Source organism: Bifidobacterium myosotis (assembly GCF_002259745.1).
GTDB classification, from domain to species: Bacteria; Actinomycetota; Actinomycetes; order Actinomycetales; family Bifidobacteriaceae; genus Bifidobacterium; species Bifidobacterium myosotis.
Genome location: NZ_MWWW01000026.1, coordinates 12,658 through 35,892, shown reverse-complemented (window position 1 = coordinate 35,892; position 23,235 = coordinate 12,658). Strand labels below are relative to the sequence as shown.

17 protein-coding genes are annotated in these 23,235 nt (G+C 62.1%); 4 read left to right on the top strand and 13 right to left on the bottom strand.

The genetic code is table 11. The features are described from left to right. Positions 1 to 643, bottom strand: a 643-nt coding sequence (locus BMYO_RS12235) for an ABC transporter ATP-binding protein (RefSeq protein WP_233428251.1), incomplete at its 3' end; no start/stop codon positions are given. Between the two features lie 733 nt (positions 644 to 1,376). Between BMYO_RS12235 and BMYO_RS09670 the strand changes: the two genes are divergently transcribed. The 3 genes from BMYO_RS09670 (at position 1,377) to BMYO_RS09660 (ending at position 5,173) form a co-directional block, all read left to right on the top strand. After that, a complete protein-coding gene (locus tag BMYO_RS09670; protein WP_169834131.1) occupies positions 1,377 to 2,894 on the top strand; it encodes a sensor histidine kinase in 1,518 nt (505 codons plus the stop codon). Continuing rightward, positions 2,891 to 3,670 (top strand): response regulator transcription factor, encoded by a 780-nt coding sequence (locus BMYO_RS09665; RefSeq protein WP_094668259.1) that lies wholly within the window; start codon positions 2,891 to 2,893, stop codon positions 3,668 to 3,670. Before BMYO_RS09670 ends, BMYO_RS09665 begins: the two co-directional genes overlap by 4 nt. A gap of 225 nt (positions 3,671 to 3,895) precedes the next feature. Next, a complete protein-coding gene (locus tag BMYO_RS09660) occupies positions 3,896 to 5,173 on the top strand; it encodes an alpha-amylase family protein (RefSeq protein ID WP_233428250.1) in 1,278 nt (425 codons plus the stop codon). A gap of 328 nt (positions 5,174 to 5,501) precedes the next feature. On the opposite strand, the gene BMYO_RS09655 is transcribed toward BMYO_RS09660, so the two are convergent. The 3 genes from BMYO_RS09655 to BMYO_RS09645 all read right to left on the bottom strand — a co-directional run bounded on the left by BMYO_RS09655 (position 5,502) and on the right by BMYO_RS09645 (position 10,216). Beyond that, positions 5,502 to 7,682 (bottom strand): DEAD/DEAH box helicase, encoded by a 2,181-nt coding sequence (locus BMYO_RS09655; protein WP_420807310.1) that lies wholly within the window; start codon positions 7,680 to 7,682, stop codon positions 5,502 to 5,504. Positions 7,683 to 7,903: 221 nt separating this feature from the next. Further along, complete coding sequence (locus tag BMYO_RS09650) at positions 7,904 to 9,193, bottom strand: uracil-xanthine permease family protein (RefSeq protein ID WP_094668257.1); 1,290 nt, start codon at positions 9,191 to 9,193, stop codon at positions 7,904 to 7,906. A gap of 192 nt (positions 9,194 to 9,385) precedes the next feature. Beyond that, positions 9,386 to 10,216: a histidine phosphatase family protein gene (locus tag BMYO_RS09645; RefSeq protein ID WP_094668256.1), complete on the bottom strand. Its 831-nt coding sequence runs from the start codon at positions 10,214 to 10,216 to the stop codon at positions 9,386 to 9,388. A gap of 214 nt (positions 10,217 to 10,430) precedes the next feature. Between BMYO_RS09645 and BMYO_RS09640 the strand changes: the two genes are divergently transcribed. Continuing rightward, the gene (locus BMYO_RS09640; RefSeq protein ID WP_233428249.1) at positions 10,431 to 12,014 is read left to right on the top strand and encodes a PolC-type DNA polymerase III domain-containing protein; all 1,584 of its coding nucleotides are present in this window, start codon (positions 10,431 to 10,433) and stop codon (positions 12,012 to 12,014) included. Positions 12,015 to 12,247: 233 nt separating this feature from the next. Here the strand turns inward: BMYO_RS09640 and BMYO_RS09635 are convergent, their stop codons facing one another. The 9 genes from BMYO_RS09635 to ychF form a co-directional block, all read right to left on the bottom strand. Next, positions 12,248 to 12,943 (bottom strand): haloacid dehalogenase-like hydrolase, encoded by a 696-nt coding sequence (locus BMYO_RS09635; RefSeq protein ID WP_094668255.1) that lies wholly within the window; start codon positions 12,941 to 12,943, stop codon positions 12,248 to 12,250. Positions 12,944 to 12,994: 51 nt separating this feature from the next. Next, complete coding sequence (gene dtd / locus BMYO_RS09630; RefSeq protein WP_094668254.1) at positions 12,995 to 13,480, bottom strand: D-aminoacyl-tRNA deacylase; 486 nt, start codon at positions 13,478 to 13,480, stop codon at positions 12,995 to 12,997. A gap of 113 nt (positions 13,481 to 13,593) precedes the next feature. Continuing rightward, the gene (locus BMYO_RS09625; protein WP_094668253.1) at positions 13,594 to 13,893 is read right to left on the bottom strand and encodes a hypothetical protein; all 300 of its coding nucleotides are present in this window, start codon (positions 13,891 to 13,893) and stop codon (positions 13,594 to 13,596) included. 45 nt (positions 13,894 to 13,938) lie between these two features. Further along, the gene (locus BMYO_RS09620) at positions 13,939 to 14,640 is read right to left on the bottom strand and encodes a DUF1206 domain-containing protein (protein ID WP_233428248.1); all 702 of its coding nucleotides are present in this window, start codon (positions 14,638 to 14,640) and stop codon (positions 13,939 to 13,941) included. A gap of 151 nt (positions 14,641 to 14,791) precedes the next feature. Continuing rightward, entirely contained in the window at positions 14,792 to 18,349 is a 3,558-nt protein-coding gene (locus BMYO_RS09615) for an Ig-like domain repeat protein (protein WP_233428252.1), read from the bottom strand. A 1,043-nt stretch (positions 18,350 to 19,392) separates the two neighbouring features. Next, on the bottom strand, positions 19,393 to 20,253 hold the full coding sequence (locus BMYO_RS09610; protein WP_158216980.1) for a LytTR family DNA-binding domain-containing protein: 861 nt from the start codon (positions 20,251 to 20,253) through the stop codon (positions 19,393 to 19,395). A 496-nt stretch (positions 20,254 to 20,749) separates the two neighbouring features. Continuing rightward, a complete protein-coding gene (locus tag BMYO_RS09605; protein WP_094668250.1) occupies positions 20,750 to 21,061 on the bottom strand; it encodes a DUF2442 domain-containing protein in 312 nt (103 codons plus the stop codon). Between the two features lie 15 nt (positions 21,062 to 21,076). Further along, positions 21,077 to 21,343, bottom strand: a complete 267-nt coding sequence (locus BMYO_RS09600) for a DUF4160 domain-containing protein (RefSeq protein ID WP_094668249.1) — start codon at positions 21,341 to 21,343, stop codon at positions 21,077 to 21,079. Between the two features lie 281 nt (positions 21,344 to 21,624). Next, positions 21,625 to 22,719, bottom strand: a complete 1,095-nt coding sequence (ychF, locus tag BMYO_RS09595; RefSeq protein ID WP_094668248.1) for a redox-regulated ATPase YchF — start codon at positions 22,717 to 22,719, stop codon at positions 21,625 to 21,627. Positions 22,720 to 23,235 lie beyond the last annotated feature (516 nt).

Sequence of the window (23,235 nt, the reverse complement as noted above, 5' to 3'; positions counted from 1 at the left end):
CGGCGAATTCGATCGCCTCCTCGACCAGCGGGGCGCGGTCGGCCTTCTTCGGCACGTACAGGGAGCAGAAGTAGTCGATGTTCTCGGTGACGGTGAGCTCGTTGAACACGGCCACGTTCTGCGGCACGATGCCGATGCGGCGTTTGAGCGCGTAGCTGGTGGGCGTCATCGGCTGGCCGAAGACGCGGATGGTGCCCGAATCGTAGGTGAGCAGGGCGAGGATGCAGTTGATCGCCGTGGTCTTGCCGGAGCCGTTGGGGCCAAGTAGGCCGAAGATCTCGCCCTGCCGCACCTCGAGGTCGAAGTAGTCGAGGGCCACCATGTCGCCGTAGTGCTTGACGAGTTTCGAAACGCTGACGGCCGGGGTCTCGTTGTCTGCGTCACCTGTCGCGGGTTTCGAATCCGGCACCGCCGTATCCGACTGCCTCGCTGCCGCATCCGACTGCGTTTTTTCGGCCGGTGTTGTCGTAACCGGCGTTGTCCCGGCCGGCGTTGTCCCGGCCGGCGTTGTCCCGGCCGGTGTTGTCACAGCCCGAGCGGCGTTGGGTGTCTGGGCGCCCTGGCCAGTTCGGACCGCGTCTTCCTCGCCGTCGAAGGCCGAGGCGGCCGTGAGGGTTGCGCGGGTCGTGCTGTCGTCCGCCATATCCGCTCCTTTCCTGGGATTGTCCCCTTCTCGGGTTGCCTCCATCATCCCAAGCGCGGGGTTGCCCGGCCAGCCACAAACGTCACGTTCCGTCCTTGACGCAGTGACATTTGTCATCGGTTACGCCGCATATGCAACCCTGCGCGGTATATGCGGCGAGCGGCCTCCATCGGTTTTCCGCGGCGGAGCCATAGCTAGCGGCGTCACAACTACCGGACGCGGGGACGCACAGGTGGCGCAACTCCCCGAAACACGTTTCCGCCCCGTGATGATACGGGGCGAGTACAAGGCAGATACGGGACGCACGTGCAAAACAGCCGAATCTGCATTTGCATCCCACAGGGCCACCCACCTCACTTTTGGAGAAACGGCGGAATTCCAATGATTCCACGAGATAAGGCGCGGGACGCACGTGCAAAACAGGCCGGAATGCACTTCCGTCCCACAGCAAATCGGGACGGAAGTGCAAAACCCCCAATTCTGCACTTGCGTCCCGCCACTCCGCATCTCGAACAGCGCGGCGCAGGAAGTCACTTCTCCCATTGTCCCTCCGCCCCACCACTTTGCATCTCGAACAGCATCTCGAACAGCATCACGGACAGCATCGCGGTACGGCCGTCCACCAGGAAATCAAGACGACAACGCCTTCAACCGGAACGAACGATGATTCCATCGACGCAAACACGACCGTTACGGGTAGGCTTGAAGGCAGGCATTCAGGGCGGAGGATTTCATGCGGATTGTGGCGGAGAAGGGACTACTGGCGGCAATAAGCCTGCTGCTGGCGCTGAATCTCCATGCGCAGACCGATGCCACGCTGGTCGCCGCACTGCTGGCCGCGGTCTGCGCCACAAGCGTTGCCGAATGGCTTGCCGCGAGCCGGTGGGGATGGTTGCCGTCCGTGTCATTCGCACTGGCCGCCGTGTTCCTTCCCCTGTGGCGCGCGTTTCTGCCGCTCGTCGCCTATGATGCGGGGCGCATGCCACCGGCACCGCATCTCTCCGATTCCGTCGTTTCCGCCCCGGGCACGTCGGGGCACCATGCCACGGCAACCGATACGACCGAACCGGCCAAATCACGCTCGTCGTACGGCCTGGCCATCCAGATGAAGAGGTCCGTGAACCGTCTTGCGCCGCTTGCACGATGGATGTGGACCATCCCATTGGCGGCCGCGCTGACAAGCACGCTGACGGGCACAGGCACACTGATGGCCGCCAGCACCGATCACACGAGCGCAGCCACGTCGTCGTTCACGATGCTCTCCGGCGAGGACCACCCGATGATGCCGGTGACGTTCCTCGCACTGCTCACATGCGTCGGCTTCGCATGGGGCGCCGATTCCCGACGCGCAACGTCACTGACACGTCAGGTGCGGCATCTGCGGGACAGCACGCGCGAATCCACGCGCACGCATCGCCTGCGGCTCGCGGATGTCGCCGAGGAGCGCGCGCAGGCGGTGCGGATGGCCACGCTCGGCGAACGCACGCGCATCGCCCGCGAAATCCACGACAATGTGGGACATCTGCTCACGCGCGCGATCATGCAGGCGCAGGCGGGGCGCGCGGTGGCCGACGCGACCGGCGACACCGTGGCCGTCCAGGAATTCGATTCGTTGGGCGGGACGCTGCACGACGCGATGACGATGGTGCGCAGGTCCGTGCATGACCTGGAGGACGACGGCACCGATTTCGCCGCGCAGATCGGGGACGCGGTCCGTTCATTCGACGGCGTCTCCCCCGGCTTCTCGGTGCGGCTGACAAGCGACATCGATTCGGCTCCGGCACCGGTGACGCGTTGTTTCGCCACGGTGATCCGCGAGGCACTGTCCAATGTGGTGCATCACAGTGAGGCGTGTGAGGCGACCGTAACGCTGCGCGATATGCCCGCGCTGTGGCAGCTGGTCGTGCAGGACCCCGGTCCGGCCGCGCAGGATGACGGCCCCACTGACGGCCTCGTGACGGGACGGCGTACTGCCGGCTTGGAAGGTCCGAACTCGTCCGGCTCCGTCGGCGAATCCACCGGCGCGTCGCCCGATGAATCCCAACGCGGCATGGGCTTGGCGGACATCGAATCGAGAGCGCGGGCGTTGGGCGGCACCTCGCTGTGTGGCCCGTACGGCACCGGCTGGCGGGTGTTCGTCTCGATACCGAAGGCCCGGTGGCGCTCGGCGACGGACACGCAAGGCGCACAAGGCACACAAAGAACACAAGGCGCACGTATCATCACAGCGAGGCAATCGAGGGCATCATGAGCATTGCAATCGTGGACGACGACCCCATCGTCTGCCAGTCATTGGCGACCATTCTCACCACAACCGGCGCGGCCAAGGTGCTGTGGACCGCGCATGACGGCGAGACGGCCGTCGGACGGTATTTCGAAACGCCCTCCAGCCGGCCGGATGTGCTGCTCATCGACATCCAGATGCCCGGCAAGGACGGGCTGGCCGCCGCGAAGGAGATTCTCAGGAAGGACCCGGCGGCGCGCATCCTGTTCCTCACCACGTTCGCGGACCGCTCGTACATCGCGCAGGCGATGGCGTTGGGCGCGAAAGGCTACCTCATCAAGCAGGACGTGGCGGCGGTCGGCCCGGCGATTCAGGCGGTGATGGCCGGTCAGGTGGTGATGGGTGCCGAAGTACTCGGCAAACTGACCGGCCCGGCCGAAGTCGGTGGCACGCCGGGCGGTCGGCCCTCCACCGGTTTCCGGCCCGGAGCTTCCGGCATCTCTGACGTCTCCGGTCATCTCGACAACCGAGACAATCACGGCGTCTCCGGCAACCGGACAGTCCACAGTTCAACAATCCACGACCCGGTGGCCGACGACGCCCAGTCCGTCGAAGAGACGCTCAACGAACGTGAACGGGACATCGCCGCGCTGGTGGCCGAAGGGCTTGACAACCGCGACATCGCGCACAGACTGTATTTGAGCGAGGGCACCGTACGCAACCGCATCAGCGCGATGCTCGACAAACTCGGTCTCACCAATCGCACACAGCTCGCGATCCTGTGGATCAACACACACCGGTAGCGGGATGCATAAGCCCCGCTGCGATAGGGCCGCACGCCATCATGTCCGCGTTGGATGCCGAATGGACTGATAAATCCCTCTGTGGTAGTGGTTCGTCTCTTAAATATGCGCATTTCAGCAGCGCGCCGACAACTCCTTACCGGCATATCCGTTCTCTGCCGGGCGGATATGAGAAAATGGACACGCTGTCAACAGGAAGGCGTGCAAATGGTCGTCAATGAGACAATGAGGCATGAACTGCCCGATTGGGTGAAGTACGGCGTGTTCTGGCATGTGTATCCGCTGGGATTCTGCGGCGCGGATATCCGGCCGTCCGGTCCGCGCGAGTTCCATGGCCGCGGTCTTGACGCGATGGTCGACTGGCTCGGCTATGCGCGCGATCTCGGCGCGTCAGGACTGCTGCTGGGCCCGATTTTCGAATCCGACACGCATGGATACGACACGCTCGACCACATGCATGTGGATGTGCGGCTCGGCGACGATGCGGCGTTCGACCATCTCGCGGAGGCCTGCCGGGATATGGGACTGTCGATGGTGCTGGACGGCGTGTTCAACCACGTCTCGCTCAACCATCCGGCGGTGCGTGCCGCGCTCGACGAAGCCCGCGGCCGCCTCTCCCCAGATGACGAACCGTGGCGAGGGCTGGTCAAGGCCCGCGTCAACGACGACGGGACACCTACGCTGGATGTGTTCGAGGGCCATGACCGGCTCGTCGATCTCGATCACGATGATGAGCGCACAGTGCGCTATGTGGCCCGTGTGATGAACCATTGGCTCGACCGGGGCGCCACGGGCTGGCGTCTCGACGCCGCATACGCCGTGCCGACCTCGTTCTGGGCCCGCGTGCTGCCGCATGTCAGGGCCGCGCATCCGTACTCGTGGATCTTCGGCGAGGTGATTCACGGCGACTATCCGCGCATCGTGGAGGAATCCACCATGGATTCGGTCACACAGTACGAGCTGTGGAAGTCGATCCAGCATGCGCTCGAGACGGACAACTTCTTCGAGCTGGACTGGAACCTCAAGCGGCACAACGCCTTTCTGGACTCCTTCGTGCCGCAGACATTCATCGGCAATCACGACGTGACGCGCATCGCCTCGCAGATCGGACCGGCCAAGGCCGCGCTCGCCTTGGCGGTGCTGATGACAGTGGGCGGCGTGCCGTCCATCTACTACGGCGACGAGCAGGGGTATGTGGGCGTCAAGCAGGAGCGGTTCGGCGGCGACGATGACATCCGCCCGAAGTTCCCCGACTCCCCCGACCAGCTGTCTCGCCTCGGCGAGCCCATCTACCGAATGCATCAGGCGCTGATCGCCCTGCGGCGGCGCAACCCGTGGCTGCTCGACGCGCGCACCGAGGCAATCGAACTGGAAAACAAGCGATTCGTCTACCGTTCCGTCGGCGCCGACGGACGGCATGCGCTGACCGTGGCGCTCAGCGTGGAGGAATCCCCCACCTTCACCATCACCGATGCCGACGGCACCGTGCTGTACCGGTACTGAACGCGGCATTTAGGGGCCGGTAATGCCATAGCTGCTCTCCTCTGAGGGCTGTCAGCGACACTCGGCCGGGGATATCTTGGCAAATATGGCTCCCCTCTCTGAGGGGAGCTGTCGAACGGAGTGAGACTGAGGGGAGTCCTCGGATGACTGGGCTCCCCTCAGTCAGCTTCGTTGACAGCTCCCCTCAGAGAGGGGAGCCTATCGTCGATGACCAGTTCGGCCTTCCAGCCAACTGACAGCTCCCCTCAGAGAGGGGAGCCACTATGGGCTCGGAACTTCAACGAGTGGAACCTACACCATTCAATCCCACAAAGGGAGCCGTCACGTCTTACCGGCGTCCGGAACGGGTGCCGCCCATGCGGAAGGGCGCACGCGTCTTGGCATGATGACGGCGATGCGGCGCCTCGGTGGTGCCGTATTTGGCCATCATGCGGCGATCGTGTCGCTTGGCGGCCTCACCGCGCTCATCACTGATGATACGGTTCTCGTTCCTGCGATGGATGCGCTTACCACCGCTGCCCTGCCGGCGATCATCATTGCGACGGGACGAGCCGAAACGGTCCGATTCCCGGCGATCAGCGCCGTTACCGCGATTGCCATCGAACCGACCGTCCCCGTAATGGTTGACGCCACGACGAGCGGCATCACGCTTGGAAACGCGGTGACCGTCCTCACGACGCTCACCACCGTCCGCACGACGGTTGTCGGCCTTCGGACGGCCGCCACGACGCTCTTCGGGATGCTCGAACAGATAGTCACGGCGTTCGGCGGCCGGGTCGCTCATCCCGGCGCGACGCTCGGCGCGGTTCTTGATACAGGGTTCCGTGTCACGACTCGTTTCGCGACGCGTCGCACGCTCGTCGTCACGCTGCGGCCTGCCACTCCCCTTGGCCGCGTTTCCGAAACCATGTCCGGCGCTGCGGCCGGCCGTATCCATGGCGCCGGAGTCCATCGACATGGCATCGCCCGCCGTGGCGCGTTCAAGCCGTTCGGCCGCACGACGGCGACGACGGTCCTTCTTGCGCGCGTTGCGTTCCTGAATGTCCTGCTCGCTCAGCGTGGCGCGAACGGAACCGCCACGGCCGGTCTTCCTGCCGCCGTTGCGGCCACCGCCCACCGGCTGCGACTTGTCAAGGCTCCAATTCTGGACCAGCGGGGCCGTCTCGCCTACCAATTCCAGCACTTCGGGGGATTCGTGGGTCACGGCCACCGGCTGTACCTTGATGCCGGCGAACCGGAGGGTCCTGCGGGCTTCACGGCGCTGTTCGGGCAGCACGAGCGTCACCACGTCGCCTGCGCGACCGGCGCGTGCGGTACGGCCCGACCTGTGCAGGAAGGACTTCGGATCGTCCGGCGGCTCGACCTGCACCACCAGCTCGACGCCGCTCACGTCGATGCCGCGGGCGGCCACATCGGTGGCGACCATCACATGCACGTCGCCGGATTCGAACGCCGCAAGATTGCGGTCGCGCTGGTTCTGATTGAGGTTGCCGTGCAGTTCGGCGGCGGGGATGCCGTTCTGGATAAGGTTCTTGGCCAGCTTCTTGGCCTGGAACTTGGTGCGCGTGAACAGGATGCGCTGGCCCGAGCCGGAGGCGAGCGTGCGCACGAGCTCATGCTTGTCGGCGTGGGTGATCTCGAACACATGCTGGGTCATGAGGTCGGGCTCGGCGGTGGCGGAGTCGACGCTGTGCACCTTGGGATCGTGCAGGAAGTCGTTGACCACCTCGTCCACGCCGTGGTCGAGCGTGGCGGAGAACAGCATGTGCTGCGCGTCGGAACGGACCTGTTCGAGCAGACGCTTGACCGGCGGCAGGAAGCCCATGTCCGCCATCTGGTCGGCCTCGTCGATCACCACCACTTCCACGGAGGACAGGGTCAGCAGCTTCTGGCGCAGCAGGTCCTCGAGACGGCCGGGGCAGGCCACCACGATGTCCGCGCCGGCCTTGAGGTCACGCACCTGACGGTTCTGGTTCACGCCGCCGTAGATAGTGGTGGTGGTCATGCCGTACATGTGCGCCAGAGGCAGCAGCACGTCGTTGATCTGGTTGGCGAGCTCACGGGTCGGGGCAAGCACGAGGCCGCGCGGGTGCGGCAGGTAGTCGTCGGCACGGCGTTCCTCGAGGCGCTCCTTCTGACGGCGCTTCATCTCACGACGAAACTCGTTCATCGCGATCTCGCCGAGCGAATCATAGGAGCCCAGACGGGCCACGAGAGGCAGGCAGAAGGCGAGGGTCTTGCCGGAGCCGGTACGGCCACGGCCCAGCACGTCACGACCGGCGAGGGAATCGGGCAGGGTGTCCGCCTGGATGGGGAAAGCAGTTTTCTTGCCGTCGGCGGCCAGCACGCGCACGAGCGGGCCGGGCACACCAAGCTCGCCGAAGGTGGGGGCTGCGGTCTCGTCGGCGGTCATGTCATCAGCGTCGCCGAAATCGGCATCCCGATCGGCGTAGGTCCCGGTAACAGGCATGACCGGGCTCTGGGAATCATCAAACTTGTTATAGGGCACAATGGCCTTTCATCAATAGGTACGCATGGTAATCGCGTAAAATATGCAAACCATGTGAGTCTAGCCGAAGCCCTCTACTTTCGTCCTGGAACGGGAATCCGGTGGCCTGCCTTACCAGTACGGCACCTGATACGACGAAGGCTCCCTCATACGTGTGAGGGAGCCTTCGTGGCATACCGGCCTACAAGCCTACGACCTACGGCCTTACGGCCTACAGAAGCCTACAGGATGTCCGGATCGTCCTTGGCGATGGTGCCGGTGGCCTTGCCGATGGCCTTGAGGCCGTGGTAGGCGACGAGAATCACGATGGTGCCGATAGCGATGCCGTTGAACGAGATGCCGGAGACGGTGAACGCGAACTGGCCGATGGCGATGATCATCGTGATGGCGGCCACCATGATGTTGAGCGGCTTGTCGAAGTTGACCTTGTTCTCCACCCAGATGCGGATGCCGATCATGCCGATCATGCCGTAGAGCAGCGTGGTCACGCCGCCGAGCACGCCGGCCGGGATGGTGTTGATCACGGCGCCGAACTTCGGACACAGCGAGAGGATGAGCGCGAACGCGGCGGCGCACCAATAGGCGGCCGTGGAGTAGACCTTGGTGGCGGCCATCACGCCGATGTTCTCGCCGTAGGTGGTGGTGCCGGAGCCGCCGCCGAAGCCGGCAAGCGTGGTGCCGAGGCCGTCGGCCATCAGGGCGGTGCCGATCTGGTCGTCGTAGTCGCGGCCGGTCATCTGCGCCACGGACTTGACGTGGCCCACGTTCTCGGCCACGAGCACGAGCACCACGGGCACGAACATCGGCAGGATGGCGAAGTCGGCCTGCGGCAGATGGAACTTCGGGAAGCCGATCCAGCCGGCCTCGCTGATGGCGGAGAAGTCCACCTGACCGCGGAAGCAGGCGTACACGTAGCCGATGAGCACGCCGACAAGGATGTTGAGTCGGCCGAGCAGACCTTTGAACAGCACGGCCACGAGCAGCACCGCGAGCAGGGTCACGACGGCGGTGTCGGGCGCGACTTGGAAGTTGTTCCAGACGCTGGGTGCCAGATTGAAGCCGATGATGGCCACGATCGCGCCGTTGACCACCGGCGGCATGATGATATCGATCCACTTGGCGCCCGCGTAGTGCACGAGCACGCCCACCAGGGCGAGCAGGATGCCGGTGACCATGATGCCGAAGCTGGCCACGGCGATGCCCTTGTTCGCGGTGGTGACCGCGGTGATCGGCGCGATGAAACCGAACGAGGAGCCGAGATAGCTGGGCAGCACGTTCTTGTTGATGAGCAGGAACAGTGCGGTGGACATGGCGGTGAAGAACAGCGTGGTGGACGGGTCGAAGCCCGTGAGGATCGGCACCAGGAAGGTGGCACCGAACATGGCGATGACGTGCTGGGCGCCGATGCCCGCGGTACGCACCCAGGTCAGGCGCTCATCGGGCTCGACCACCTCGCCCGGGCGCAGCGTCTTACCGTCGCCGTGCAGGGACCATGTGAACAGGTTCTTCATAACTGAAAACTCCTTTGGCTCTCCCGCGCGGGCGCATCACAACCGTCGCCCGCGCATCGTGTGCCATTGTAACCTGTTCACCTGTCCTTAACGTTTCCGCGCCACGGCACCCCCGGTGCCCGGGGTCCCCGGTGCCCCGGGACCCTGGGACCACGCCGCGCAAAAGCCGCCCCGCCGCCCGACGGCCCGGCTCTACTTGCCGTAGTAGTCGAGCAGATGGGGATCGACGGTGCGCACCACGTCCACCAGATCGCCGTTGGACAGGTACGGGCGCTTGAACTCGCGCCACGGCTCCACCTTGACCTCCCAGCGACCGGACTCCTCGTCCAGCACGGGCCGGGCGGTCTGCTCCCAGCGCACGCGCTTGGACGTCCGCCCGGTCTCCGGATCGCGGCGGGTGTAGTGCAGACAGGTGCAGTTGGTGATCTTCCAGTCGTCCGAATCGGCCCGGTGCAGGAACTCCTCGTCCGAAAGGTCCTCGATGGTGAGCATGAGCGCGAGCATGAAATCGCCGTGGGTGACCATCACCACCGATTCCGCGTCGGACTTGCGGCTCAGCGAGGTGAGCACGTTGTGGACGCGGTCCTCGGCCACGTCCGCGATCGACTCGCCCGCCGGCGGACGCCAGTACAGCGGGTCCGTGTTCTTGAACATCCAGTTGCGCGCGTAATGGGTTTTGAACTCGTCCTTGGTGATGGTGTTGATCTCGCCCCACGAACGTTCGCGGATCACCCGGTTCTCCTCCCATTTGGCCTTGGGCAGGGCCATGGTCGCGGCGGTCTCGCGCGTGCGCACGTACGGCGAGACCATGTACCGGTCGAACAGCTGCTGTTGGCTCACGATCCACCGGCCGATGCAGTCGGCCTGCTTGCGTCCGACGGCGGTGAGCCTCCAGGAGCGGTCGGGCACGGTGACGTTGTCCTGCGTGTACAGGGAGTTGTCGCCGCGGTCGCCCGCCTGGACGATTACGTTCGCCTCGGATTCCCCATGCCGAATCACATACAAATCGAGCGGCATGCTCATGTGTCGTTCCTCGTTTCCCTCGATGGTCCTTCAATGCCCGGCGTCATGACGTCGGGCGACGGCGATGTCCCCACTACCGTAATCGAAACGCGCGGGCCGTGCACTGTTCACCCCGGGCCGAACCGAAGAATTCACCGGCCGTTCAACCTCACCACGGACTCAGGCCAGAGCCGGTGTTCCCCGACGAAACCCGAACGCACTACGATGGGGAGGCATGGGGAATAACTCAATTATCGATCGTTCCTGGCTGACCGAGGCCAAGGAAACCATCAGTCAGTGGTCCTACATCATGTTGAAGGACGCGGATAACAACGACATCAACTGGGATTGGGTGCGACTGCTCGATCTCGAACATGGCATCGGCGTGGCCACTCCGGCGGATCTGGAGCCGGGCGCCGAATCGAACGTACACAACCTGCTGAAGGCGGATCTGCAGATCCGCGACCGTCTCGAGGCGATCATCGCGAAGATGAGCATGGTGTTCATGCGCGATTTCGACCGTCACATCAAGACCTACGAACTGCCACGCGCCCTGGCGTACGCGGACCGCCGCCTCAACGACGAGATCGCGCTGCTGCGCGACCGCGGAGTCGCCGAGGGGCTGTGGACGGTTGCGGATGAGGACCGCGAGCGTGTCACCGTACCCGTGCTCACCGCCACGGCCGATGTGCCGGTGGACGACATCCAGGACCGCACGGCTGAGATCGTCAACGCCCGCGCCGAGCAGCGCAAGGCCGACCGCGAGAAGCGCGAGGAAGCCCGCCACCATCGCCAGATGGCGTTGCTGAACGCCGACGAGGTGAGCTACGGCTCCGTGGAGGCAGGCCCCGACGAGTCCGCGCCGGCCGACTCAAGCTCGGACGCCGGCAGCAACGACTATCTCATCGAGGCCCAGCCGGTGATCAACGACGACAATCCCGCCGTGCCGAACACCGAGCAGGTGGCGCGCGACGAGACGGCGGTGGCCGAGCCGCGGTACGCCCGCTTCCGTCACGCTGCGGCCGAGCACACGGCCGACCGCATGGCCGCCGCGCCGAAGGACTACTGGCGCGAGGTGTTCCTGCCGGGCCGCGACGTGGACAAGGTGATGGGCATCGATCTGGAGACCAACGGCACCGAACCGTACCGCGCGTACATCATCGACGTGGGCTTCGAGTACATGAACATGGCCTCGCCGCGTCCGAAGGATGCGCCGGGCGACTACCAATACGACAAGGACTACTATCAGGGCGGCGACGCCTACGACCAGCATCGCTTCTCGTTCGGCGTCTCGCCTGAGGCGGCCCGACACGGCAACCCGTTCATCATCCAGCTCACCGGCATCGACATCAGCACGCGCGTCGGCGAGGAGTATCCGCTCTTCGACGAGGACCCGGAAGCGCAGGCCGACCTGCTCAAGCGCCTGACCTCGCAGCCGTTCGTGGCGCATATGGCCACGTTCGAGCACAGCTTCTTTATGCTCAATGTGGCCGGTTACGCCGAGGCGTACCGCGACGGCCATGTGACGATCATCGACACGCTGCCGATGAGCCGCTTGTGGGATGAGGGCTCGATTCCGTGCGAGGGCCATCCCGACGGCGACAACACGCTCGACGCCTACGCGAAGCGTCAGGGAGCGCTCCGTGAGGACGATGCCGAACGCCATTTGGGTCTTGAGGACACGCACATCATGCTGCTGGCCATGAAGCATCACCTCACCCAGCTCAAGGCCGAGGCGCGCGGGCCGTGGGGGCCGAACGGCAAGGCCGGTAATGGCGGCAAGCACATCGTGCAGCATCGCCGTCATTACCGCCGTTGATGGCTGTTATGCGCCCGCCAGCAGTCTGTCCTTGGCGCCGATGCGCTGGCCGCTGTTGGGATTGCAAGGCGTGATTATGGGGCGCGATCACGACCATTGATGAAGAGGCTTCTCTCGTCGCGAGAGGAGCCTCTTCGTTGTTTCTCCGGCCAATCCGACGCCGCGTATGCCCATCATGGCTGCTATAGCCGTCGTACGGCCAGCCATGCGCGACCTAGCGGAATCGTCTGGGGTCACTTCACCTGCGTAATGGTGTTGCCTTTGACCATGAACCCCTTGCGCGCCATGTCGATCATGGGCTGGTCGAACTTGCTGTCCGTATAGAACTCGTCGATCACGGCGTCGGGCCCGAGCACCTCGCGCAGACGCTTGGGCTTGTTGGTGTTGAAGTTGAGGTACGTGACCTCAAGCGTCTCCGGGTTGATGGTGGAGGCGATGAGCCGCATGACGCCGAGCCGACGGCAGGCCTCCCCCACCGTCACGTCGAAGGACGCGGTGAGGATCACGTCGTCCGGCCGCGGGTGGTACCACGGCTTGATCTTGGACATGTTGCGGTCCCAGAACGCGCTGACCAGCGACTTGAGTCCACCGGTCGAATCGTCGGATTTGGCCTTGGCGATGCTGTGCGCGGCGTCGCCGGCGAGCACGTCGTCGCCCAGCCCGGCCTTGGCCGCCTCTCCCAGCGCCGCGACGCGAAGGTCATCGATGCCTTTCGATCCGCTGAGGTCACGCAGGTATCGTTGCGTGACCTTGCCCACGCCATGCTCCATCTGCTCAAGCGTGGCCTTGCCGAGCTTGTATTTGATGGCGTACCGCAGCACCGGGGCGATGTGGCGGAAGACCTTCGCATCGTATCTGGCGCTGAACAGATAAAGGTCGAACAGGCTTTCGCCGTCGTAGATCGTGCCGTCGAAATCGAATACCCTCATCGTTCGCTTCTCGCTTCTCGTCGTCAGTCGCCGTCGATTGCCGTCTGCCGCTCAGCCCTTGCGCGGCATGTCCACGTCGGTGTCCACGACGATGGTGACCGGTCCGTCATTGACCAGGCCGACGCGCATGTGCGCACCGAAACGGCCCTCCCGCACCGGCACTCCCCCGGAGCGCAATGCCTCGTTGAACTTGATCCATGTCAGGTTTGCATGTTCGGGCTTGCCTGCCCTAATGAAGCTGGGACGGTTGCCCTTGTGCACGTCGCCGTACAGCGTGAACTGGGAGATCGAGAGGATCTCGCCACCGATGTCCTGGATGGAACGGTTCATCTTGTCGTGCTCATCCTCGAAGACGCGCAGGTTAAGTACCTTGTGCGCGAGCCAGGCGATTTCGGCGTCGCCGTCCGAATCGGCCACACCGACCAGAATCATGTAGCCGGGGCCGATCTGCTGCGGCTCGAAAGTGGGGTCAAGGGTGCCCAACTCATTGACGACGTCCACGCTGGCGTGGGACACCCGCTGAATCACAATACGCATATGCCCGATTATGCCACGGTATTGGGCATTATTGGGCACATGGCAGGGTATTCGGCCAATATCGCCCAGCCGGGCCGCCGTCATCTGCCTGTCACTGGCCTATCATTCGACCGTCATTTGTTCAGGCTGGTGGCGACCTGCTGCTCGACGCGGTCGTACGCCTGATGGAGGATTATGTTGCCGGGCACGGTGGTCAGCAGGAACGCGAGGATGGCAACGATGGCCGATACCACGATGCCTTTGATGATCTTGGCCACGATCTTGAACGCCACGTAGGCCACCACCGCGCCCACCACGACGGTCAGCGCGGTCTGCACCACGGACGGCAGCCCGCCGTACCATACGGCAATCCGGTCCAGTGCGGACAGATCCAGATTCGTCAGGTCGATGTTGTTCAAATCGATATCCGGCATGGTTCTTCCTTGGCTCAGTGGCGGTATACGGGCCGCCAAACGGTTCTACAGCCTCCGCCTGACCATACCCACCACATCGGCGTTACGTTCACGAATAATCGGATTATCCATCATCTGCTCCACAGTCATCCATAGACAATCCTTGGAATCGACATGGAACTGGTCATGCCGCCAGGCCTGAGGCATACGAATTATGTCGGCATGGTACAGCGTATACTCATACCAGCGCTTTTCGTGATGCTCGGTGGAGTACTTTTCATGATTTTCATGAGCAACGCGAACCAGCGTGAAATCGGACTGCGGGATATCAAATCCATCCGACAGGTAGCGAGTCAATCGACGCAGATTATCCTCGTCATTCTCGGAAGTAGGGTGATTCGGGAAGAAATCACAGTCCCAAGCTGTGTCATGGTATAGGAGATAGCGGTTACCGTCGTTGATCGCGATGATACTGCTGCGTCGTTCCGTCCTATCCAAAGCAACCATCTCCTGATACAAATCATCGGCATTGTAGCCTTTGCTCCAAGTAATAATAACGGAAATCACGGCATACAACGTAACCACCGTAGCAACAACAACGAATCCGATGCGCCACCAATACCCCATGGATGTGGTTACAGCCGTCAATATCAGAAAGACACCCTCGACAACAGCGACAAGATGCGCGGCCCGTGAGCCGAAACCAATCATCTCCCGTCGCTGCTGCAACCGGTCATGCAACCTCGCGGAATCTATTCTCAACAGCATGCGCCCCGCCCTTCATCGCATTATGAAATCAGCTCGACAACGAGCTCACGGCCCCACCCGTCCTGCAAGAATACCATGGTCAGAACATAACCTTGCCACGCATGGAGCGGCCGGTTCCTCAGACACAAGCTGTGGAACCGGCCGCCTTGAATTACTTGGCTTGGAAGGCGACGCCCTCGTACCGCCAACCGAACAGCACCAGCACGCCACGCTCGCTCGTGCTTGTCGTCAACAGGTGGTCGCCGCTCCACGGGCTATACAACCGATGCACCGGGCTCTTCGCCGTGCCATCGTCCCGCACATGGAAGGCCACACCCTCATACCGCCAACCGGCCGCCTTCAGCGCATCACGCTCGCGCCGCGAGGTGGTGAACAGATGCTTGCCGCCCTTCAGATACAGACGGTACACAGGAGTACCGTAATCAGCCATCGTGAAGGCCACGCCTTCGTCACGCCAGCCGGCCTTCACCAACGCCCGGTATTCCGTCTCGCCGGCCGTGTAGAAATGCTCGCCGCCCCAACGGTTATACAAACGATGAACCTGAACGTCCGAGACCACAACGGTCACCTCGAACGACGTCGTCTGCGAAGGGTCGGAGTCCAAGGTGACGAATGCCTTCACCTTGCCCGGTACGGAGGTGTCCAGCGCGACCGTGTACTGATCCGGGCCCAACACATGATTACGGTACTTGACCACCATGCCCGTACCATCGAACGCCTCGCCGATTCGATACTCCACCTTGTTCGGCTTGGACGACACCGTCAACCCCATATATGGGGAAGGAGACGGAGACGGGGTGGGCGCGGGAGCTATCACCGTTACCTCGGCCGAGTCCTCGGATGGCTCATACCACGGGGATTGCTCGGAACCTGAGTACTTGGCCGTGATTGCGTGCTCGCCCAACTTCCAGTTATCGCCGGAGATATCAATGTTCTCCAGCACGGCCGCGCCGTTCTTTACCTCCGCTTCGCCAAGTTGAACACTTGGCTTGCCGTCCTTAACGTCAAGCAGGAACGTGACCTTTCCGTCCGTAACCGAAGTGCCCTTATCGGTGACGACCGTTGCGGTAATCGCCTTGATTGAGGCACCGAATGTCACCGACCCGGGAGGATCGATTGCAATCGTCGTATTCGACGGCGTGGAAGTCACGGTCAACGAAGCCATTCCCTCGGAGGCCGCGTAGGTTGTAGTACCGGAGTACTTGGCCGTGATTGTATGCTTGCCAAGAATCCAGTGCTCGTCGAAAACGACAACATCCAGCGTGGCTTTACCGCTACTTACGGTCGCCAAGCCAAGTGACACTCCGCCTTCACCTTCCACGGCATCAAGCAGGAACTCCACCGTACCGGCCGAGACCTGCATGGCCGAGTCACCCTGAGCCGTCACCTTCGCGGTGACCGTGGCTGCGGACCCGATCGTCACCGAGCTTGCGCTAATCGTCACCGCTGTCTCGGTCTTCACGAGGTCCACGGTCAACTTGATCTCGTCGGTGGACGACTTGAGCCAAGGCAGTCCGTCGGAATCATCGGCGGAGTACACGGCCTTGATCGTGGACTCAGACCACGTACCATCGACCGTCACCTTCAATTCGGCTTTGCCGTTCTTATCCACAACCACTGGTTCTTTATTGAGCTTTGTCCCCAAATCAGAGGATTGCCCATCCACGGCGCTCACACGGTAAAAGTCCACCGTGCCGCTGGCGACCGGCATTGCGCCTGCCTGCGTCATCGTGGAGGTGGAGGTCTGTGACTCCTGTGCGGCTTGTGTCACAGTCGCCGTGATTGTGATCTCGGAGCCGGCCGTCACTGATTCGGAGGGCGTGACAGATACCGTGATGGTGGTCTCCTTGCGCAGACCGTCGCTCATCGTAATGGAGCCGGAAGGGGCGTTTCCGGTGAGCTCGCCCTGACCATCAAGCGTGCCCTTGCCGGTGATGGTTCCGTTGTTTTCCAACGCGGCGCCCTGGGAAACAACCAACTTGCCGTTCTCAGGGATGGTCAGCGTCACGTCCTTAGGGATCGTCAGCGTCACGCCTTCAGGAACAGTCAGCGTCTTGCCAGCGGGGATGGAGAGATCCTGCTGCAACGTGAACGATGTGCCGTCTCCGGACAAGTAAATCTGACCGTCGCTCCCCTCGAACACGATTCCGTTCCACTCGGCCTTGTTGTTCTGGTCGCCGATGCTCGACGCATCGACCACACCATTTTCAACGGCAAACGAGCCATGCGAAGAGTTGTCGCTGCCAGCACCGATACCAGAGGCGTGCTTGTCTTTGGCATCGATGGCGGTACCACCGCTTGCGGTGACAGTACCGCCCGTAATGGTCACCGTACCGCCAGCACCACCATTTTTACTCCCGACGTTGCCACCACCGCCGATACCAGCACCACCACCATTGCTGCCATTCCCTCCCTTGGCAATGACGACACCACCATTGATGGTCACTGTTCCACCAGGCTTACCTGAGACACCGCCGATACCAGCAGCACCGCATTTATCGCCGATGCCCCACTCGCCATTACCTCCGGTCGCGGTAACAGTACCACCGGTGATGATTACCTTGCCGCCCGCGCCTGTGGGGCCGCCGATTCCGGCACCGCCACTGGCGCCGCTTCCTCCTGTCGCGGTAACGGTACCACCGGTGACAGTTACCGTATTCCCATTGATACCAACACCACCATAGTCGTTGCTTCCTCCCATCGCGGTGACATTACCGCCGGTAACGGTCACTGTACCCCCATTGATACCGGCACCACTGGTAAAAAAGCTACTCTGTCCACCAGTCGCGGTGACGTTACCACCGCTGACGGCCACTGTACCCCCATTGATACCATCACCACCAGTGCGATTTGTGCTTTTCCCGCCGGTTGCGACGATGGTGCCTCCGTGGACGGTAATCGCATCTCCGGCGATACCAGCACTGCGTTCATAATGACTGCTTTCCCCGGTTGCGTTGACTTTACCGCCATAGACAATCACCGCACCATCCTCAGCGGCCTTGGTTCCTTTTGCATCGTCGGTGCCATTATTGGTGGTAGCCGCCACACCCCCAATACCGGCCTGATCTCCTCGCGCTGTAACGCTGCCGCCGTGGATGGTGATTGCGCCGGCGGTCTTCTTCTCACTGCTACCGCCTATGCCGGCTCCTTGCCCACTTCCTGTGGCATTCAGCGCGCCTTGATTGTCCGGGTTCTCGGATTGGACGTAGATGGTCAGGCTCTTGCCTGATTCCACGGTGATGCCCTTGTTGGCATCGAGCGTAGCGCCGTCCTTGAGAATCAGGTGCACGCTGCCGCTAACAGTGACACGGTCATCAATTGTCACGTTCCCCTCGGCGACGTACCAGCCATTCGACCATGTTCTGGTGGATGACGTCACCGTGGTATAGGTGTCAGGCTGACCGGTCTTCCATTCGCCGTTCTCAGTGTCGTAATACCTGTATGTCACCGAGGTCTTGCTTGTATCGTCGGCGGGCGGCGTATCCGCGTTCGGCTCATCAGCGGCTATACCGTCACCATCCACCGTCGCATCCGGCGCATCATCGGCACCGTTCTCGTCCGTTGACGCACTCGGCGCATGCTGACCTGTCACATCGGTATCGCCATTCCGATGTACCGACGTATCCGGTGTACCGGCAGTGTCATTCCCCTCCACCGCCGCAGCCGGAGACACGGGCACCATGCAGGACAGGCACACGGCCGCCAGCATTGCCGTCAAGCGAGTCAAACTCCGTCGTGCGCTTCTCGATCCCGTCATTGGACTCCCCATCCCTCGTCATTTTTATATGCGCACACCCACGAATGGATTGCACACGCATTTTCGAAACGAGCCGTCACGCATCACTCTCAGGAGACGAGAAAGCTCCGAATCGAAGCCCCCCCCCCTGAGATTCGCGTACGGGGCGAAAAACCAGTGGAAGAGACCCTTCCCTCACGCTATCAAGGCGAAAACGCCCGCGGACGAGACAAGGCACGAACGATATGCACAAAGGCATGAATGCACCAGAGCATGCAGTCCTGCACCGTACATTCGTTGATCATTCGCTGATCATTTGTTGACGGATGAACCACCCCGCAAGGCTGTTGTGCGGGGCGGCGGACAGCGCATTCCGCAAAACAACAGGCAATAGTCTGCATCCTTGCTCCGCGCCGTCGCGCATACTTACCCCGAGCCGTCGCGAATCCCGGCGCATTTTGCAGACAACGGGCGATGGCTTGCATTCCTGCCTCGCGCCGTAGCGTATCCCTGGGCATTTTGCAGACAGCCAGTGATGGTTTCCAGCGCCAGCTTGCGAATCTTCCACGACACCGTCGCGGCCAAGCCAACGCGCGGCCGGGTGACAACGCTGAGCCTCGATTCGCTATTGCGAACGAGCCAGTCACTGGTCGTTGAGCGCTGTACGCTCGCTCAGCGTCGTCAAAGAGCCAAGCCCTGGCTTTCCTGCACTGAAAATCGGCTTCCAGGCATCGCCGAACAGCCACGCACTGGTCCCCCAGCAACGCTGACCGACTCAGTGGCGTTGACAGGCCAGTCACTGGCCGCCCAACAACGCAAACAGCACGCTCACCGTCAAACCAGCCACATACTGGCTTCCCAACGACACTGAACCCGCCTGAGCCCCGCCTGAGAGCCCACCCCAAGCCGGCAGCAAATCGCAGCACCGCAGGAAATCCCCAGTAGCGGCCCAGAAGTGAGATCACTCAAAAGTCCCACAGACGGAAACCGCGCGGCGCGAATCCCACCCCTAACCGTCACGCCATATCGTCATCGATACGCGCGGCGGCGATGGTTTCACGCACGACGGTAACCTTGCGCTGCGGCACCGGCAGCGTATCGCCGTTCACCATCGTCACGCAATCGGAGACACTGCGCACGTACAGCGCGTTCACCGCATACCCGCGATGGACGCGCACGAAACCGCATCGATCATCCTCCAGACCGGTGTCAGCCAAAAATGCGCCAAGCCCGCGATGCACCACGTATTTCGCACCATCCGTCATGTGCAGCACCGTGTTATGCCCCGCGGACTCCACATACTGCAGGTCGAACAGCAACAGTCGATGAGTCGCGCCGGTCACGTCCTGGATCTGCAATTCACGCTGATACCGTTTCTGTTCGGTCATCAACGACATCGCACGCGAAATCCCCAACGCCGTTCTGCGCGGGAACCGTTCACCTTTTACGGAGGCGCGTAACGGATTCGACAGATGCCAATGCACCAGTTTCGCACGCGACACGTCATTGTTCTGAAGATCACGGTTCTGAAGATCACGGTTCTGAAGATCACGCCAGATCACGGTGAATCGCTGAATATCGGCGAATGCCATCTCCTGCCCCGGCGCGACATAGGCCGCGTACTGACCCATCACCACGGTCATATCGCCTGACTGCGCCACCTGCTCGTAGCGCTCCCGGACGAACACCAAATCAGGCATGACCCCGGTATTACGGAGAATATCATCAACGCTGATGCGATACTGCTCCGACTGCGCACCGATACCCGTGAAATCGGGAGCGAAGTGTCCGGCCAACCACCGCGCGTCACCCGAGTAGAAGCGATGAATCAGCTCTCTCGTCAGCGACTCCGCCACGGTCTCCCTGCCACCGATCATGACGACGCCTTCCTCCAATTCCTCACGATGTACGCAGATTTGCGGTGTCATCATAACCGACGTGCGGCGCCGGAAATGGACTGTGGACTCTCGCAAGACATGAATGCAGGCTCTGTGATCACGAACGTGACCAATCCACACCAAACCAGAACACACAGCACGCTACAGATCGTGCGTCAATGGCGAATTCCGCCAACGGTAGGATCGCCCCCTTCGTACGCCATCTGCCGCTGGTCGCCATGATGTCCCTCCCATCACCGGGAGCGCCTTCGAGCATCCGCCGGAGACGCGCCCCTTGAAAGGACACTCTATGGGCATACTATCCGGCCCGCAAACGGCCAGATGCCAGGCATAATCAGCCGTTCCCCGACAATCGAAAAACGGCGGATTCGCACGCCCCGAAACATCGGAAACGTTGGAATTCCGCCGTTTTACAGGGGCGCTACACCCTACTTCGACACGTTGAACTTGAACTCGACGATGTCGATGTATGGCATCAGGCTGAAACCAGCTCACCATAGGCGGCGTATTCGTATGAGTGCTCATACAAGTATGTGGGCGAGATGTCGATGTCACCGTCGCACCAAGTCAAGATTCCGTGATCAATACGGAAGTCCTCGAATGTCTTCTCGTCCCGCAATGGAGAGAAGGCAGGAACATCGTCGTACATCTCGGTGAAATCGCACAAACGTGTCTCGCCGGTGGAGAACATCACCAGCATGATGTGGTCGCCGGTGACGCGGGCTGATCTGACTTCCAGCTCCCGGGACGGCTCATCCGCATACAGGATGCCGTTCACTTCAAACATGGCTGATTCCTCTCCTCACGAAAGCGGCTTGATACGGTCGAACGGACGCCCGGACACCGCTTCATTCCATGCTTTATACAATTCGTCCTCATGCAGGACAAGCCACGCGGCCACCAGTTTGTATTGCTTGGCGGGAAGGGAGCCGGCCAACAGCTCGCCATCGATGCCGATAGAGGCTTTGAAGTCACCGTAGTACACATGGACGTGAGGCTTGTGATGTTCGCTTTCATCTTGGTACATCATGCGAACGATGATTCCGAAGAATCTGCTCAGCTCCGGCATGCCCGCCTCCATTCCGACTTGAAAAACCCTATTTCGAGTATATATTCCCGCGGCAGAATTACCATCGTAAGCAATCGGCAAGCATACAGTCATGGTCGCGCGATAGATTCAAGTCAACAGCAGCCTTCCACGCCTCCTTACAGTGCGCAACCCGGAAGGCTCTTCTCATATTTCCGGAGCAAATGCCACAGCGCAACCTCTCGCGCCGACAATTGTTTGCAACATAAACAAGGGCCTTGGAATCACTGGAATCCAAGGCCCTCAGCTCTACCCGACAATCACTACTTCGACACGTTGAACTTGAACTCGACGATGTCGCCGTCCTGCATCACGTAGTCGCGGCCCTCCTGACGGAGCTTGCCCTCCTCCTTGATCTTGACCATCGAGCCTTCGGCGGCCACGAAGTCATCGTAGGAGACGATGTCGGCCTTGATGAAGCCCTTCTCGAAGTCGGTGTGAATCACGCCGGCGGCCTGCGGCGCGGTCCAGCCCTTGTGGATCTGCCAGGCGCGCACTTCCTTCTCGCCCGCGGTCAGGAAGGTCTGCAGACCGAGGATGTCGAAGCCCACGCGGGCCAGCTGGTCCAGACCGGACTCCTTGAGTCCCGCGTCGGCAAGCATCTCACGGGCATCGGCCTCATCAAGCTCGGTGAGGTCGGCCTCGAACTGGGCGTTGAGGAACACGGCCGGCGCCGGGGCCACGGACGCGGCGAGCTTGGACTGCAGCTCCTTGTTCTGCAGCTCGTTGTCGTCCACGTTGAACACGTAGATGAACGGCTTGGCGGTCATCAGGTGCAGGTCGTAGACGGAGTCCTTGTCGAAGCGGCCCTCGCGCGCGGCCTTGTCCAGCGTCTCGCCGGCCTCGAGAATCTCCTTGGCCTTCTTGACCGCGTCCAGATACGCCGGCTCGATCTTCTTGCCGCGAAGATCCTTCTCGAGCTTCGGCAACGCGTTCTCGATGGTCTGCAAATCAGCCAGAATCAGCTCGGTGTTGATGGTGTCGATGTCGTCGGCCGGGTCGACCTTGCCGTTGACGTGCACGATGTCGTCGTCCACGAAGGCGCGCACGACCTCGCAGATCGCGTCGGCCTCACGGATGTTGGCCAGAAACTTGTTGCCCAGGCCCTCGCCCTCGGAGGCTCCCTTGACGATGCCGGCGATATCCACGAAGGTCACCGTGGCGGGCACGATCTTCTCCGTGTGCACCAGCTCGGCGAGCACGGGCAGACGCTTGTCCGGCAGCGGCACGATGCCGGTGTTCGGCTCGATGGTGGCGAACGGGTAGTTCTCGGCGAGCACGTTGTTGCGGGTCAGTGCGTTGAACATGGTGGACTTGCCGACGTTCGGCAGTCCGACGATTCCAATAGTAAGAGACATGACTTCCAGTCTAAGGGGCAAAGCGACAAGCGCCCTCCCGCGCGAAACACCCGCACGGAACACCCGCGCGCCTCGCGGAAAACTCCCGTACGGAACACCCCGCGAGAAACGTCCGGCCGCGCACAATCGCATAATATGGACATCCGCCTCTTCGGAGTATCTGATAGCCGGGTATAAGCGCCACTCATATCACGCCATGACACCACGGCATCGCCCGCCCACCGTCGGCATCACATAGCTGCGCGCAATCCGTTGCAACCATTGGGATTCAGTGACCGGCGATGCTCCTCAGGCACTACGCCGCGGCCGCCGACCGGCTCATGGAACCGCTCGAACAGGCTCCCGCCGACGAGCCGTCGTCGGCTTCCTCGTACAAAGGACCGGCCCCACACCCGTTATCCTTAAGCGTTAGTTAGCAAACCGAGGCCGCCCTGCACGGCCTGCGACGGGCCGGCGAGACCATCGCGGACCACCATGGTCCGCACACCCCACCCGGGCCGCCTAGCCTGGGCGGCA